6 protein-coding genes are annotated in these 16305 nt (G+C 70.9%); 3 read left to right on the top strand and 3 right to left on the bottom strand.

Going from position 1 to position 16305, the window contains the following annotated elements:
* Nucleotides 1–430 precede the first annotated feature (430 nt).
* On the top strand, nucleotides 431–4633 hold the full coding sequence (locus ACFV3E_RS22955) for a carboxypeptidase regulatory-like domain-containing protein (protein WP_500536308.1): 4203 nt from the start codon (nucleotides 431–433) through the stop codon (nucleotides 4631–4633).
* 160 nt (nucleotides 4634–4793) lie between these two features.
* Here ACFV3E_RS22955 and ACFV3E_RS22950 read toward each other — a convergent pair whose 3' ends face one another.
* On the bottom strand, nucleotides 4794–11774 hold the full coding sequence (locus tag ACFV3E_RS22950; protein ID WP_500536307.1) for a glycoside hydrolase domain-containing protein: 6981 nt from the start codon (nucleotides 11772–11774) through the stop codon (nucleotides 4794–4796).
* A gap of 534 nt (nucleotides 11775–12308) precedes the next feature.
* On the opposite strand from ACFV3E_RS22950, the gene ACFV3E_RS22945 reads away from it, so the two are divergent.
* On the top strand, nucleotides 12309–13106 hold the full coding sequence (locus ACFV3E_RS22945) for a DUF1963 domain-containing protein (protein ID WP_500536306.1): 798 nt from the start codon (nucleotides 12309–12311) through the stop codon (nucleotides 13104–13106).
* Between the two features lie 249 nt (nucleotides 13107–13355).
* Here the strand turns inward: ACFV3E_RS22945 and ACFV3E_RS22940 are convergent, their stop codons facing one another.
* Both ACFV3E_RS22940 and ACFV3E_RS22935 read right to left on the bottom strand, forming a co-directional pair.
* A complete protein-coding gene (locus tag ACFV3E_RS22940) occupies nucleotides 13356–13769 on the bottom strand; it encodes an SHOCT domain-containing protein (RefSeq protein ID WP_500536305.1) in 414 nt (137 codons plus the stop codon).
* Between the two features lie 160 nt (nucleotides 13770–13929).
* Nucleotides 13930–14277 (bottom strand): carboxymuconolactone decarboxylase family protein, encoded by a 348-nt coding sequence (locus tag ACFV3E_RS22935; protein WP_500536304.1) that lies wholly within the window; start codon nucleotides 14275–14277, stop codon nucleotides 13930–13932.
* Nucleotides 14278–14605: 328 nt separating this feature from the next.
* Here ACFV3E_RS22935 and ACFV3E_RS22930 point away from each other — a divergent pair, with 328 nt between their 5' ends.
* Nucleotides 14606–16264, top strand: coding sequence for an MFS transporter (locus ACFV3E_RS22930; RefSeq protein ID WP_500536303.1), 1659 nt, complete (start codon nucleotides 14606–14608; stop codon nucleotides 16262–16264).
* Nucleotides 16265–16305 lie beyond the last annotated feature (41 nt).

Below are 16305 nucleotides of genomic sequence, written 5' to 3'. Positions count from 1 at the left end.
GTTGACGATCCACCGGACTGACGTCACGGGACAGTACGGTGACGTCCTGCCGAACGCCCTTCCGGTCCCCCGAGGTTCCTCCTGGGAAGCCACATGCCCAGCCGCCTCGTGAAGGGGATGACTCCCCCACGCCCGCGCCCGTGCCCGCGCCACGTGCAAGAGGATCCAGGCGTTGCCCGGTTGTGAACTGGGGGCGAGCGACGGGATGACCGCTCTGCTCCTCGCACGTGGCGGCCGGGCGACCGGGCCGGCCGCCCGACGGTGAAGTGGGGCGCCGCGGCGGGGCGGTGGCCGAGGAGTCGTGAATACGACACGCGGCGCCAAGTCGCCAACTCCATCCATTGACCTGGTCGTCGAGGGCGCGCGATCTTTCTTCGGGCAACGCGTCATGTGCCCGACAACGTTATCGGACCACTGCCGGAGTCGCCCCGTGCTCGTTCCCCGTCCTTCACGCCCCCTCTCCCGCTACTCGAGGGGTGCCCCCGCCCGGCCAACGGGATCCCAGTGGCGACGTGCCGTCGGCGGGGCCGCGGCCCTGCTGCTGGCCGCCCTCGCGGTCCAACTGCCGCAGCAGAGCCCGGCCGTCGCCGATGACGCCGGGCAGGCGACGGAGTCGCTCTGCGGCGCCCCGCAGCCCGGGCACTTCGGTTGCTTCGCGGTGCGCCGGGCGGACACCGACAGCGGTCGCACCGCACGGTCCGCCACCCCCGAGGGATTCGGACCGGCCGACCTTCGCTCGGCGTACGACCTGCCCGCGGACGGCGGCGCCGGGGCGACCATCGCGGTCGTGGCGGCGTACGACAACCCGATGGCGGAGCAGGACCTCGCCGCCTACCGGGCCCAGTACGGGCTGCCGTCCTGCACGGCGGACAACGGCTGCTTCCGCAAGGTCGACCAGCGCGGGGGCACCGACTACCCGCAGCCCAACGACGGCTGGGCCGGCGAGATATCCCTGGACCTGGACATGGTCTCGGCCGTCGCGCCGAAGGCGCACATCCTCCTCGTCGAGGCCGACAGCTCCTCCACGGACGACCTGGGCAGCGCCGTCAACACCGCGGTGGCGCTGGGCGCCCGCTACGTCTCCAACTCCTACGGCGCCTACTACGACGGCCCGGACCTCGCCGCCCTGGACGCGGCGTACTTCGACCACCCCGGCACCGCCGTGGTGTTCGCCTCCGGCGACTACGGCCACGGGCTGAGTTACCCGGCCTCCTCCCCCTACGTGACGTCCGTCGGCGGCACCTCGCTCAGCAGGAGCGACACCGGTGAGCGCGGCTGGACGGAGACGGTGTGGAGCGGCACGGGCTCGGGGTGCTCCGCGTACCAGCCCAAGCCTGCGTTCCAGACCGGCACCGGCTGCGACAAGCGGTCGGTGACGGACGTCAGCGCGGTCGCCGACCCCGACACCGGCGTGGCGGTCTACAACACCAACTCCGGCGGCGGGTGGGGCGTGTACGGCGGCACCAGCGCCTCCGCCCCGATCATCGCCGGTCTGTACGCGCTGGCCGGGACACCCGTCGAGGGCACCTACCCGGCCGGGTACCCGTACCGCGCGCCCGGTGCGCTCAACGACGTGACCACCGGCAGCAACGCGCAGCCGGACACCACGCCCACCTGCGAGCCCGCGAACAGCTGCACCGCGGGCCCCGGATACGACGGACCCACGGGACTGGGCACGCCGAACGGCGTCGGCGCGTTCCGCCCCGGCCCGCACGGCGCCGTGACCGGCAAGGTCACCGACAAGGCCACCGGCAAGGCGCTGTCCGGGGCGACGGTACGGCTGGGCGCGCATTCGGCGGTCACCGGCGCGGACGGAAAGTGGTCGCTGACGGCGCCCACCGGCTCGTACACGCTGACGGTCAACGCCTTCGGCTACTCCCAGAAGGACCTGGGCAGGGTCACCCTCGCCGACGGCACGGAGCTGACCAGGAACGCGGCGCTCGCGCCCGTGCCGACCACCACGGTGTCCGGGACGGTCCGGGACGGCGGCGGACACGGCTGGGGCCTCTACGCCCGGCTGAACGTCGACGGCGTGCCCGGCACCGTCCACACCGACCCCAGGACCGGCCGCTACTCCGTCCGCCTCGAGCGCGGCAAGACGTACACGCTGCGCGCCACCGGCCTCTACCCCGGCTACCGGCCGGCCGAGACGAAGATCGTGCTCGGATCCTCCCCGAGGACGGCCGACCTGGCCCTCCCGCTGGTCGGCTCCGGTACCCTCCCGCCCGGCTACGCCGTCGACTACCACGGCGGCGGTTTCCAGTCCTTCGACACCGCCGCGAAGCCTGCCGGGTGGAGCATCGTCAACCACACCGCTGCCGGCGGCTGGGGTTTCGACGACCCGCTGACCCGCGGCAACCAGACCGGCGGTGAGGGCGGCTTCGCCCAGGTCGACGACTACGCCCTCGGCTGGGGCGAGGTCGACACCGAACTGATCAGCCCCGCCTACGACTTCTCGGCACAGACCCGGCCGGCGCTGGAGTTCGACACCGCGCTGCCCAGTCTGTGGCGCTTCAACGACCCCACGGCCGACATCGACGTGAGCACCGACGGCGGGGACCACTGGGAGAACCTCTGGCACCACACGGACGTCGTGGAGGGCCCCTCCCACCAGGTCGTTCCGCTCACCGCCTACGCCGGAAAGTCCTCGGTGCGCCTGCGCTTCCACTTCGCCGGCTCCCTGACCGGCATCTGGCAGCTGGACAACGTCGCCGTCGGCACCCGCTCGCTGGTCACCGTGCCCGGTGGGCTGCTGACGGGCCGGGTGACGGACGCCAACACCGGTGCCGGAGTGGTCGGTGCGACCGTCTCCGCCGCGAAGGCACCCGAGGACAGCGGCCACAGCATCGCCACGCCGGATGACCCGGCCGTGGGCGACGGTCTGTACTGGGCCTTCTCCTCCCGTACCGGCCGCCAGGAGTTCACCGCCGCCCTGCCCGCGTTCGGCTATCCGGCCGGGACGTCGGCCGTGACGGTCAAGGCCGACGCCGTCACCACCGCGGACCTCGCGCTGCGCCCGTCCCGGCTGAAGGCCACCCCCGGTGCGGTGGGCGTCACCGTTCCCTGGGGCGGGAAGAAGACCGTCACCGTGAAGGTGAGCAACACCGGCGGCGCCCCGGCCGCTCTCGCCGTCGGCGAGCAGGCCGTCGCGGGAACCCCGGCGCGCGTGTCCGGGGCCGCCAGGGAGCGGACGGCGGCCGGACCCGATCCGCTCGACGTCGCGGCGGCCACCGCCACGACCAGCACCACGGCGGCGGGCCGGACCGCCGGGGCGACCGCCGGGCAGGCGTGGCAGCCGCTCGCGGACCTCCCGCAGCCCATGACCGGGGGGATCGCGGCCGCGTACGACGGCGTCCTCTACACCGGTCTCGGCCAGACCCCCGACGGTCAGTGGACCACCGCCCTGCGGTCCTACGACCCGGCCACGGCGACCTGGAAGGACCTCGCCCCGGCCGTCACCAAGCGCAGCGGCGCTGCCTACGGGTTCGTCCGGGGCAAGCTGTACGTCGTCGGCGGCAAGAACCGCGCGGGCACGCCGATCGCCGGGGGCGAGGTCTACGACCCGGCGAGCGACACGTGGTCGCGGATCGCCGACGCGCCCAAGGCGTACGGCAATTCGGCCGCGGCGGCGGTCGGCGACCGGCTCTACGTGATCGGCGGCTGCACCGGCGTCTCCTGCGGCACGCGCGACGTCCAGGTCTACGACCCGGCCGGCGACACGTGGTCCACGGGACCCGCCTACCCTCTGCCGACCTCCTGGCAGAGCTGCGGAACCGTCGACGGGACGCTGTACTGCGCCGGCGGTGTCCACCAGGGCGACGGGCAGCCTCCGCACGCCACGGCCGTGGGCTACGCCCTGGACCGGGCCGCGGACCGCTGGACGCCGATCGCCGACCCGCCGGTGGACTTCTGGGGCGCCGCGACGGCGAGCGGCGCGGGCCGGCTCATGGCCGCCGGCGGCGTGCTGGTCGGGGCCGCCGCGGTGACCAACGAGGCCTACGCCTACGATCCGGCCGCGGACACGTGGAGCGCGCTGCCGAACCTGCCGCAGCCGCTGTACGCGGCGGCCGGAGCGCCCGGCTGGTCGGTGCTGGGCGGCCAGAGCGCCGACAGGGTGATGCAGACCTCCGCCCTCGAACTGCCCGGTTACGACGCGCCCCACGGGGACGTGACGTGGCTGGCGGCGAAGGCGGGCTCCGCCTCCGTCGGGGCGGGCAGGACGGCGGAGCTGACCGTCACCGTCGACGCCCGGGACATGGGTCCGGCCGACGCGGGCGTGCACCAGGCGCGGCTGGTCATCGACAGCGACGGGCCGTACGCCTCCGTCACCGTGCCCGTCACCATGACCGTGGTGGCGCCGCCGGGGTGGACGCACCTGAGCGGCACCGTCAGTGGCGCCGGGCGGCAGGGCGGCAGCACCCCGCTGGCCGGAGCCACGGTCCGCGTCGGGTCCGGGTCGGGCGCGCACACCCTGAGCACGGCGGTCGACGGCTCGTACCAGCTGTGGCTCCCGGACGCCGGACCCGCCGTTTCCCTCACCGTGAGTGCCGAGGGCTACCGGACGGCCGAGCGCACCGTGCGGCCGCGCGGTCGCGACGCCGTCACCGCCGACGTGGTCCTGACCAGGCGTTAGGCGCACGTGCGGAGCACGGTGGGGCCGGCCCGGCCGGGCCGGCCCCACCGTGTCGCGCGGGTGACCGCCGCCCCCCACGGCCGGCCCGAAATGCCGATGGCCCCTCCGGGTGAACCACTGGGGTTCACCCGGAGGGGCCGGCCGCCGGCGGCGGTGTGCGCTACCCCTGGGGGATCCACATGGGGTTGGCCCACTCCGTCGACGGCGCCCAGAATCCGGCGCCGCCGACGGAGCCTGCTCCGTTGCCTCCGCGGCTCAGCAGGTCGGATGCCCCGGTGGTGCGGTCACCACCGTTGCCGCCGGCCGCGACCGGACGGTCGTCGCGGTCCGTGGGCTGGAACCCGACCGTGTAGGTGCGGGTGATCGCACCGTTGGCCGAGGTCACCTTGATGGTGCGGGTGGTGAACCGGTGCCCGGTCGACGACAGGACCGGGCTGCCGTCGGTGACCTTCACCCGCGCGCCGGACTGGGCCGGTACGGCGGAGAGGGCCGGGATCTTCTTGTTCTTCGGCCAGTCGACGACGTACGTGGACACGGCCGGGTCGAACCCGTCGATCGCGATGCCTCCGACGGTGATCGCCTTGGCGTCGGCGACGCTGGCCTTGGTGGCGTCGGTGTGGTTCGTCACCTTGACCGACCCGTCGGCGTTGACGACGACGTGCGCCGCCATCGCGGCCGCCAGGTTGATCCGCTCCCAGCTCGCTCCGCCGTCCGCGGTGAGGTCCAGCGGGGAGCCGGAGTCCGTCGCGGTCTGCTCGATGATCTGGGTGCGCTGCTCGGTGGTCAGGTCCGGGAAGGCCGTGCTCAGCAGGGCCGCCGCGTCGGACGGCGCCTTGAGGGCCTGCCCGGACTTCCCCACCTGGGAGAACCCGTAGTCCAGGCGCTGCGTGTACAGGTCGACGTGCTGCGCCGTGCTCAGGCCGGCGTAGGAGTCGCCCTCACAGGCCTCGAGCGTGTCGCCGTAGCCCTCCTTCTCGCAACTGGCGAGCAGCACGTTCTCCATCTCGGTGTGGGCCTGCGTCAGCAGCTTCGCGAAGTCGGCGTCCGCCCACCGGTGCGCGACGGTGGCCTGTGCGGCGATGCGGCCGCCCATGACGTCGAGCGGGTAGTGGAACCCGAGGACGATGCGGTTGTCCCCGTACTCCGAGGTGCGGGCCAGGATCGACGGTGCCAGCTCCGGCAGGAGCGTGGCGAGGATGGTCCCCGCTTCGTAGCCGCCGTAGGTGTGGCCGCTGGGGTAGGAGCCGCTGGTGGTGAGGCTGCCGTAGGAGCCGTCCTGCGACTCGTAGATGGCGCCGCCGTCGCCGACGAACCCGAGCCGCACGTACGGGCGCTGGTAGCCGAAGTGGTCCTTCGCCGCTCCGCCCTTGTCGAGGCCCTGCGTGACGCGGGAGAACAGCGCGCCGGTCTTCGGCAGCCGGCCGTCGTTCAGGGCGTCGAGGTAGATCTGGCCGAGCCGGGAGCCGAGGCCGTCGGCCATGGTGACGGTGGAGCTGTTCGTCGCGTCGACCTCCGCCCGGTCCACCTCCTTCTGCGTCGCCGCGTTGTTGATGCGCACGGCGATGAGGTCGTTCTCCGCGGTGAGCGGAGTACCGGCAGGCACCTTGGTGTTGGCGGCGAGGATGTCGGAGTCGAGGTCCTCGAATCCGTTGAGCAGGCCGTAGAAGTAGTCGGTCCCGTCGCCGGTGCCCGGCCACTTGTCCGACGCGTAGGTGGCGTTGAGCGTGTCGTCCGGGAAGGGGGACGGCTCGTACGCCGGGTCGGAGGCGTCCGCCGAGGCGGTCGCCGAGGTGGTCACCGGGACGGTCGCGGCGGAGTCGTCCGAGGTTCCGGCCAGGGTGACCGCGGTGACGGTGGCCGCGTGGGCCTTCGCCTTGCCCGTGGTCGTGAGCAGCGTCGTGCCCGTCGTGGCGGGGACGTGCGCGGTGGTTCCGTCGTCGAGGGAAACGGTGTACCCGATGATCGGGAATCCGCCGTCGCCGGCCGCCCGCCAGGTCACGCGGACCTGCTTGCCGTCGGTGATCACACCCGTCACGGCCGGCTTCTGCGGCTTGCCGCCACCGGTGACCACGGGTGCCGTGGCGGCGCTCCGCTGGGAGGTGCCGACGGCGTTGACCGCCTGGACGCGTGCCGTGTACGACCTGCCGGACCGCAGCCAGGTGAAGGTCGTGCTCCGGCTGTCCGGATCCTTGATCTTGATCTGGTGGCCGTCGCTCAGGGTGATCGTGTAGCCGGTGACCGGTGAGCCGCCGGTGTCCTTGGGTGCGGACCAGGCGACGGTCACGCTCGTGCCGGACGAGGTCGCCGACACCGCGTCAGGCGCGGCCGGCACCGTCTTGGGCTTCGTGGTGAGCGCGGACAGGGCGTGTCGAAGGGTGTCGTACCGGGCGGTGAGGGTCGCGTCCGTGGCCGCGTCGTCGGCGACCGCGGTCTTCGCCGCGGCGAGTGCCCCGGTGAACGCCTTCCACGACGCGTCCGTGTAGCGGTCGTTGTCGAGGGCCGACGCGGTGGCGACCAGGTCCTCCAGCTTCAGCCGCGGGAGCGGGATCAGCTGGTTGGCAGCCAGGGTGAGGCTGCGCGTCTGCGTGTCGACCTCGAGCTGGGTCGCGTCCTCGGCGGCGACGAGGGTGCGTGCGGCCGCGAGTTCACGCCCGTACACACCGAAGTCGATCGCGTCGTAGCGCTCCGCCTCGGCGGAGAGCCCCTCGTACTGCTCGATCGCCTTCCGCAGGGCGGACTTGTCCGTGACGGCGGGCGTCTCGACGTGGTTGAAGGTGATCCGGCCCAGGTTCGCGACGTACGGGTGCGAGGAGTCCGGGTTCGTCGTCAGCCGCAGGTAGACGGCGTGCGTGCCGGTGATCGACTTGGGGAGCGTCAGGCTCGTCGTCCCTCCGGACGACCACGCGGATCCCGTGACCGGCAGCGGCACGGTCGCGTACGGCGTGCCCGGGTTGGCCGTGTCGAAGGAGTCCAGGTAGAGCTGGACGGCGGAGCCGGTGCCGCAGCGGGCGGAGTTGTTGACGTAGGTGATCGTGACGGTGCTCTTCGGGGAGCTGCCGAAGTCGATGTCCCCGTAGTTGACCCAGGCTCCGTTGTAGGTGCCGCCGAGGTCGGTGGTGGAACCCGAGCCGGTCCAGCCGACGGGCTCGCTCTTGAGGCCGCCGCCGCTGTTGGAGCGCCACGCGGTGGCGTCGAAGCCCACGGGGGCGTCGGCGGTCTGCGTCAGGGCCAGCGAGTAGACGTTGCCCACGTAGGGCTGGGAGGCCGTCTGCGTGCTGGAGACGAACGCCGCGTACACGTCCTGGACGCCGGTGAAGACGCTCGGGTCGAGGTGCACACTCGTGGTGGCGATGGTTCCCCAGCCCGATCCGCTGTAGTCGAGCGGGATGTCGACGCTCTTCGCGCCGTCCTTCGAGCCGAGGTGCAGCTCGATGTGCGAGTCCGACGCGGCCCGCGACTGCGGCTTGTCATAGCGGACGGTGACGGTGTCGGCGCCGTTGCGGAGGTTCGTGTCCTTCCACTGCGCCCACGCACCGTTCGTCACGTTCTCGAAGATGCCGTTGCCGAGGTTGAGCGGCGGCGAGCCGTTGCCGGTCGCGGTGCTGTTCACCGCGGTCAGCGTGGCGAGCGTGGTCGTGGGGGACGTCGAGGCCTCGTACGGCGAGAACTGGTACCAGTCGAAGTTCGACACCCACTGCTGGCCCGACGGGGCGTGGAACACGAACGTCGCGCTCTTCGCGTCCAGCAGGGCGTCGGCGTCGGTGACGGCCGCCTGCACCGTGGAGTAGTACTGCCAGCCGCCGGTCCCGGGGAGCGAGACGGTGGCCACGATCGGGCCGTCGGCGGCGCCGGCGTGGATGTCCACGCTGCTCGGCTTCGCGTTCGTCGCCTGCGAGTTCGCGTAGCGGACCGAGACGGTCCGCGGGGCGACCCCTCCGAAGTCCAGCTTGGTGAACCGTTCCCATGATCCCTCGGTGACGCCACCGAGGTTGCCGTCGGAGTTGTTCCGCTCGCTGATGAGGCTGGGGCCCTCCTTCTGGTCGGGGTCCTCGGCCTGCAGGACGGCGTAGCCGCCCTCGTCGATGGTCAGGGCGTCGATGGCGGTCTGCAGCGCGTCCTGCGCGGCCAGCATCGTGCCCGTCGCGGAGGCGGTGTCCGCGAGGACGGTCCGCGCGCGTTCGAGGGCCGACCGGAACAGGTTCCAGGAGCCGTCGGAGTAGTTGGCGCTGCGCACCACGGACGCCTGGTCGACGAGTGCGCCCAGGGCCTTGCGCTGCACCGCGGCGGCGGAGATGAGGAGCGGGTCGGTCGGGGATATCCCGGTGCCGCTCACCGTCGAGGCCCGCACTCCGTGGGCGAAGGCCGCGTCGCGGAAGGTGATGCCGAAGCGCGCGTCGACCTTCGTGGTGCCGGTGAGGGACAGCGTCGCCGTCCGCTTGTCACTCACGCGGAGGTCGGCCGTCACGCCGGCCGGCAGGCCGGTCACGCTCGCCGCTCCGGTCTCGGTGAGGCTGGTCCCCTTGCGTGCGTCGAAGGACGCCGGTCCGTCCAGGGTGAGCTTCACGCTGTCGTGGACGGTGCCGTCCTCGGCGGTGTCGACGGTGCCCGGGCGGGCGGAGACGACGGTGTCGCCCTTGTCCGTTCCCGCGTCACCGTCGCCCGTGTCGCCCCCGTCGGTGTCCAGCGAGTACGCGGGCTCGGTCTGAGCGCCCCACTGGGAGGGCTTGGAACCCATGGTGAAGTCCAGGGTCCCGCCGGAGATGATCTGGGAGTAGTCGAGCCACGTGTTGTCGAACCGCTTGCCGCCCAGGGTCGCGCTCTGCACGTAGTAGTTGCTCGGCGACACGCCGTCGGCCTTCACCGTGAACCGGGAGCCGTTGGCGTAGCTGATCGTCGTCGAGTCGAAGAACGGGCTGCCGATCTGGAACTGGCTGGACCCGGCGGTCACCGGGAACAGGCCGAGCGCCGCACCGACGAACATGGTCGACATGGTGCCGGCGTCGTTGTCCATGGTCGGCAGGAAGCCGTTCGGGGACAGCTTGTAGACCTGGGTCTTGACCGGCGGGGTGAACTGGCCGCCGGAGCTGGGGGCCTCGTTCGTCGAGCCCGTCGCGATGTAGCGGTTCCAGGTCGTACCGGTGTAGATGGCGCGCACCCACTTCTGCGTCAGGCTCGGCTCGCCTACGTAGTTGAAGAGGTACGGGGCCTGCAGGTCGATCTCGTTCGCGTTGGAGTGCAGCATGGTCGAGCCGTCGTCGACGCTGGAGTCCTCGCCGAACATGTGCTTGACCGCGGCCTTGCCGGCCTTCTCGCCGCCCATGGCCTTGATCAGGCCGCCCATGTCGTACGCGTCGTACCAGTGGTACTGCCACAGCGTGCCCTGGTAGAGGCCCGCCGCCTCGAACTTCTCGTAGTCGGCGCTCTGCCATTCGCCGTTCGCGGCGCGCGGGGTGAGCAGACCGACCTTGGTGCCGTCGGCCGCGGTCCAGGCGCCGGACTTCACGAGGTTGTCGATCGCCATCGTCGACTGGGTGCGCAGCTTCTGCGCGTCGTCCTTCTTGCCGAGCGCGTCGGCGACGACGGACAGCGCCCACTGGTCGTAGCCGCGCTGCACGGTCGTACCGGGGTCACCGGTGACGTACCCCTGCCGCAGCTGAGTGCCCGTGTAATACCCGGAGTACGACAGCAGCGCCGGGTACGCCTCGTCGAGCCGGTCGAAGTTCTTGAAGCCCTTCGACAGCGCGTCGGCGACCAGCACGGCCGAGCGCTCCCAGCGCACGGTCGGGACCGAGTGGGTGAGGCTGCCGAGGCTCTTGCCCGAGGAACGCGCGTCGGCGAAGAGCACGATCAGCGACTGGATCATGTCCCGGTAGGTGGCCGGGTCGATGTAGGACTCGACGGAGTACTTGCGGAAGTCGTCCCAGGTGGACCAGCCGTCGTAGTACGTGAAGCCGTTCGCCTTGTGCACCGCGCCGTCGGCGCCGCGGTACGTCCCGCTGGTGCTGGTGGCGTTCACCGGCAGCGCGTACATGCGGTACAGGTGCGTGTAGAACTCCTTGGTGAGCGTCGACCCGGGGTCGGACTTCACCGAGGAGCGCACGTCGACGGCGCCGAGCGCCTTGTTCCAGTCCGCCTTCGTCTGCGCGCGCGCCTGGTCGAAGGTGAGGTCGCCGACCTCGTTGTGCTGGTCGGTCGTGGCCTGCTCGGCGCTGATCGGCGACAGCGTGATGCGCAGCTCGATGTCGTCGCCTGCGGCCTTGTCGAACCCGAGGACGGCGCCGGTGTCGGACCCGTCCTGCGCGGTCGCGTCGCTCAGCTTGCCGTCGTTGCCCCAGCTCTTCAGGGAGGTCACGGCGACGTTCGTGGTGGCGGCGTAGTACAGCTTGTACGAGGCGCCGTTGAACGAACCCGCGATGAGCCCGGTGATCGACGTGGTCCCGTTCGGGAGCGTCGTCGCCTTCATCGTCGAGCGGGTGCGGCTGGTGAAGTTGTTCGCGAGGTCGAGGACGAGCTCGGGGTTCGAGCCGGCGGGGAAGCTGTACCGCTGCAGCGCCGTGCGCGTCGTCGCGGTCATCTCGGCCTTGATGGTGCCCGGGTCCTGCTTCACCGACGACGCGGTTCCGGAGATGGCCCCGAGGCCCACCTGGTAGGAGCCGGGCGCCGCGCTCTCGTCGTCGTGGCTGTACGCGTGGGCGTACGTGCCGGCGGCAGGCCGGCTGTCGTACTGCACGGAGGTCGGGACGACGAGCAGGTCGCCACCGCCTCCGGAGCCGCCGACGCCGTCGAGGTTCGTCGCGGTGAACCCGGCGATGTGGTCCTCGTTGTAGTCGTACCCGGTGTGGTTCCGGTTCGGCGTGGTCAGCGGGTTGACCTTGGCCAGGCTGTGGGGCGCCTGGGCGCCCGGCAGGTCGTTGCCGTCGTCGCCGGCGGTCGACACGAACGGGTCGACGAGCTTCGTGTAGTCCGTCCCGCCGGACGTCCCGCCGGACCCCGTGGACGTGGTGGCGACGGGCACGGCGGCGGCCGCGCCGCCACCCGCCAGCGCGCCGAGGCCGAGCGCCCCGGTGAGCAGCGCGGCGACCGTCGCGCGCAGTGGCCGGCGACGCCCTCTTGCGGTTCTCGGAAGAACCGCGCGGGGCAAGGGGGGATGGGATCTGATGGACACGTAACCTCTCCAGCGTCGCAATACGCACGCACGGTTCGGCCTCACCAGAAGACAACGTTGTCAGCCCGGAAACGCCGGGCGTGCAACCCAGAGCGAGACGGTAGTGGACGAACGGCATCGCAGCCGCCGCTTTCACGACCGTACGCCATCAGACACGGAGAAGACGTACGGAAGGCAAACAGAATCCGTACGGCACGTGCGTGCCCGGAGCCGTGAAGACGTCGCAACGGCTCGGCGTGTGGCGGGGCGTGAGGACTTCGGCCGACGACGGGTCAGAGAGTAGCCCGGTAGGGCCGCCCTGTACACGTCATCCGAGCCGGTCCTACGTCATGGGCGAGATGTCCGCCCCCGTCCCGGGTGGACGCCACCGAATACGCGCCGCTGCCGGTCGGTCTTCCGGGTTCAGCTCGTCGGCCCGATGCCGAGGGTTTTCGTCGTTCGGCTAGGGTCACCACGGCTGCTGCACTTCTGCGGTGCAGGGCGTCGAGCGGACGTTGAGGAGATCGGGGCATGCGGTTCGATGACTCCGCCGGCTTGATCCGTGTGTGCACCGAACGGCTCGGCGAGACGGCCGGCGCACAGTTCGCCGCCATGGCCCGCCGCGGCTTCCGGTTGGTCCGGCCGACCGACGACGTCCAGGCCACCGGTCAATGCCGCCTCGGTGGCCCCGCCCTGCTCGAACCGGGCGCCTCCTGGCCCGAACAGAGCGGGGTGCCGCTGTCCCTGCACGCCGTGCTGGACACCGATGCCCTTGCCGCATGGCTGGGTGACGAACTGCCCGTACGGCCAGGCCTGCTCAACTTCTTCTACCTCGATCCGGACGTGCCGTACGAGGAGTACCGCAAGCTGGATGCGTCCGGGTCCGAGGCGTACCGCGTGATTCCCGCCGATCCGGCACGCGCGGTCGAGACGCAGGCACCCGCGCCGGCGAGGAGCTACCCGGCCGTACCCCTACACGCGGCTGAGCTCACCATGCTGCCGGACTGCTGGGATGTCGAGGACGATGACATCGAGTTCGACAGGCAACAGCACTGGGGGGCGGCATCGCTCGTACTCAGCGAGATGGGAGATCTCGACGGGAACACCGCCGGCAGTCACTGTGCCTTCGGCTGGCCGGACACGTCGTACACGCTGAAAGTGACCTCCCGCGAGGACGACGGCCCCGCGGTCCATCTGCTCCAGCTGGCGGAGGACGCGGACCTCGGCTGGGGCTGGGGGGACGCGGGAACGCTGTACTTCACGATCCCGGTCGGGGCGTTCGTGACCGGGGACTTCCGCCAGGCCGTGGCGAAGATCCACTGCTGTTGAGCGGGGCGCCACCTTGACCCACGGGCGCCGTACCTACCGCTACGCACTCGTAAGCGGGCGACGTGCGGCTCGGCCGTCGCACCGACCGCCGGGAGGCCCCGGGATGGTCGGTGTCCCGGCAGGGCCGGGGGCAGCGAGTTCAGCGCCGTGGTTCCCTGCCGTTCCCCGTGTCACCCCCTCCCTACGGGGACTTAGCGGGCACGCGGGCATGTGCGACTGGGGCTGACGGACGGGTGCCCTGGCCGTAGGTCAACCGAGGATCCTCACCTTGGCTCGCTCGAACTCGTCTTCGGTGATGTCGCCCTTGGCCTTGAGTTCCGACAGCTTCGAGAGTTCATCGGCGTCGCTCGCCGGACGAGTGCCCACGGTCTCGCGGACGTATCGATCGAAGGCCTGCTGCTGGGCGGCGACGTGCTGCGCTTCGCGCTTCCCCATTCCCTTGCCGCGGGCGAGGAGGTACACGAAGACTCCGAGGAAGGGGAGGATCAGGACGAAGACGCACCACCCTGCCTTCCCCCATCCGTTCAGGTCGTCGTCGCGGAAGATGTCCATGAGGATCCGGACCAATAGGAAGATCCACAGCACCCACAGGAAGATCCACATCATGGTCCAGAAAGCGCCCAGGACGGGATAGTCGTAGGCCAGGTGGAGGTGACCGCTCATTGCTGCTCCTCTTGATTGCCCCTCCCCGCCTGTGGGCGTCTTCCGCCGCGCCCGCCTTCGTCCTGCCTCACCTGCCGGCGGGCCGTATGCCCAACCCCTTGCGTGGCAGGCCCCGGATCCGTACCCGAGACCTGCTCACTTCCGCTGTGCGCCGACGGCCCTACGGCTCCATCTCGTCGACGAGTTCGGCGAAACCGAGGGCGCGCAGGACGTTGCCTGCCGCGTCGACGACGCGTGCGCTGCCGACGATCGGTGCGATCGCCACGCATACGGCCTGGGCGTCCTCGACCGTGAGGCCGGCTTCCTTGGCCACGCTGAGGTTGGCCAAGTAGGAAGCAGGCGCGGCGTCCATCGCGATGAGCGCGGCCAGCCGCACAAGGTGGTACGTGCGGTCGTCGAGGCCTGAGTTCGGCAGCGTCTCGATGTTCATGCGCGCGATCTGCTCGAAGACGGGGAAGTCGCCGTGGGCTATCGCGCCCAGTGTGCGTTCGGGAGTTTGCGCTGTCATGATCGGTGAACCTCTCACTGTGCGTGTCCGGGGCACGCACGCGCTGGGTGGCGGAACTGCTCCCCGAGGGGCAGGTGGCCAAATAGGCCCAATGGGGTGATTCCTCACCAATTGCCGGGTAAACGTACGAGGCTCGCCGCGTCCGCCTCGGCGTGCCGCAACGGCAGTGCGGGAGCCGGGAAGCGGGCAGGTCACCGCACCCGACGCGGATTGGCGCCACCCTCCGTGATCGGAGAGCCCCCGAGGCGGCTCGGTGGCGACACTCTGGGGCGTCATCCGATGTCCAGGCCCACGGTGATGGTTCTCTAGTGCTGCCGCTCAGGCATTGATGGGTGCGCCGGGACCTGCGGGAGGTGTGTACGTGGGGCGATGGCGGGCGCTGATCATCCTCGGGGCGGCCCAGTTCCTCATGGTCCTGGACACATCCGTGATGAACGTGTCCATCAGCCGACTGGTCGAGGATTTCGACACCGAGGTCACGGCCATCCAGGCGGTCATCACTCTCTACACCCTGGTGATGGCCGCCTTCATAATCACGGGCGGGAAGGTCGGCGACAAGATCGGCCGGCGCCGAGCCTTCGCCGCTGGGCTCGTCGTGTACGGGACCGGTTCCGCCCTCACCGCCGTAGCCCCGACGCTGTGGGTGCTCACTCTCGGATGGTCGGTGATCGAAGGCCTCGGAGCCACACTGGTCCTCCCGGCCCTGGCCGCCCTGGTGGCCGGCACCTATACCGGCCGGGATCGGGCTGTGGCGTACGGCGTTGTCGGCGGCCTGGCAGGAGCGGGCATCGCGGTCGGTCCGCTACTCGGCGGCTGGGTCACCACCTACCTGACCTGGCGTTTGGTCTTCGCCGGCGAGGTCGTCGTCGTGGTCGCCATCCTCTGTTGCATCGGATGGATCACGGACCGGAAGCAGCCCGCCGACGACACGCCCGCCCACCTCGACATGACCGGCGCGGCACTGTCCGCCGTCGGGCTCGCGCTGGTCGTCCTGGGCGTCCTGCAGAGCGGCTCGTGGGGATGGCTCAAGCCGCGCAACTCTCCGGTCACGATCTTCGGCTTCTCCCCCACCGTCTTCGTCATCACCGCCGGAGCCGTCGTGCTCTGGCTGTTCCGGGCATGGGAACGGCATCAAGAGGCCCGGCACAAGGAACCGCTGGTGCGGTTCTCGCTGTTCGGCATCCCGTCACTGCGTGCGGGCCTGGCCATGCTGCTCAGCCAGAACCTCATCCTGCTCGGCTTGTTCTTCACCATCCCCCTTTACCTGCAGGTCGTTCAGGGATTGGACGCCTTCCAGACCGGCCTGCGGCTGCTCCCGGTCTCGATCACCATGCTGGTCGCCTCCATGAGCGGTCCCCTCCTCGGCCGCATCGCCAGTCCCCGTACGGTGGTGCGCCTGGGCCTGCTGGTGCTCTTCGCCGCGATCCTGTGGCTGCTCGCCACCATCCGTCCCGAGCTCGACGATGTCTCGTTCGCCGTCGCCATGGCAGTTCTGGGACTCGGCATGGGACTGCTCGCTTCACAGCTCGGCAACGTGGTGCAGTCGAGCGTGGGGGAATCGCAGCGCAGCGAGGTCGGGGGTCTTCAGTACACGGCCCAGAATCTGGGCTCCTCCCTCGGCACTGCGTTGATCGGAGCCATCACCGTCGGGGCCCTCGCCGGTGTGTTCACCCATCGCATCGCGGACAATCCACAGATCTCCGATGCCGTCCGCCAGCAGACCGGCATCACCATCGAAGCCGGCGTCAGCTTCGTCAGTACCGAGCAGGTGCGCATCGCCGCCGAGCGCGCGAACATCCCCGAAGCCGAGGCGGATGCGCTCGTGGACGAGTACGCCGCCGCCCAACTTGCCGGCTTGAAGGCCGCCATCCTCCTGGCCGCCGCCATCACCCTCGCCGGCCTGCCCTTCACCCGCCACCTGCCGGCACAGCGCCTTGAGGAACCCAAGCACCGGAATGGTCACCACCAGCAAGCCTGCCGCCGCTGACCAGCCACATGAGACGACCTCCAGGGGGCCCGTCCGGGGGG

It is taken from the genome of Streptomyces sp. NPDC059718 (assembly GCF_042733315.1).
Taxonomy (GTDB): Bacteria; Actinomycetota; Actinomycetes; order Streptomycetales; family Streptomycetaceae; genus Actinacidiphila.
Note: the sequence above shows the minus strand (reverse complement) of the source record. Positions and strands in the feature narration are given on the sequence as shown.

Bases quoted from the DNA above. Each gene is read 5' to 3' on its own strand.
- ACFV3E_RS22940 (WP_500536305.1), bottom strand. From the start codon at position 13,769: ATGAGCGGTCACCTCCACCTGGCCTACGACTATCCCGTCCTGGGCGCT.
- ACFV3E_RS22930 (WP_500536303.1), top strand. From the start codon at position 14,606: ATGGGTGCGCCGGGACCTGCGGGAGGTGTGTACGTGGGGCGATGGCGG.
- ACFV3E_RS22935 (WP_500536304.1), bottom strand. From the start codon at position 14,277: ATGACAGCGCAAACTCCCGAACGCACACTGGGCGCGATAGCCCACGGC.
- ACFV3E_RS22945 (WP_500536306.1), top strand. From the start codon at position 12,309: ATGCGGTTCGATGACTCCGCCGGCTTGATCCGTGTGTGCACCGAACGG.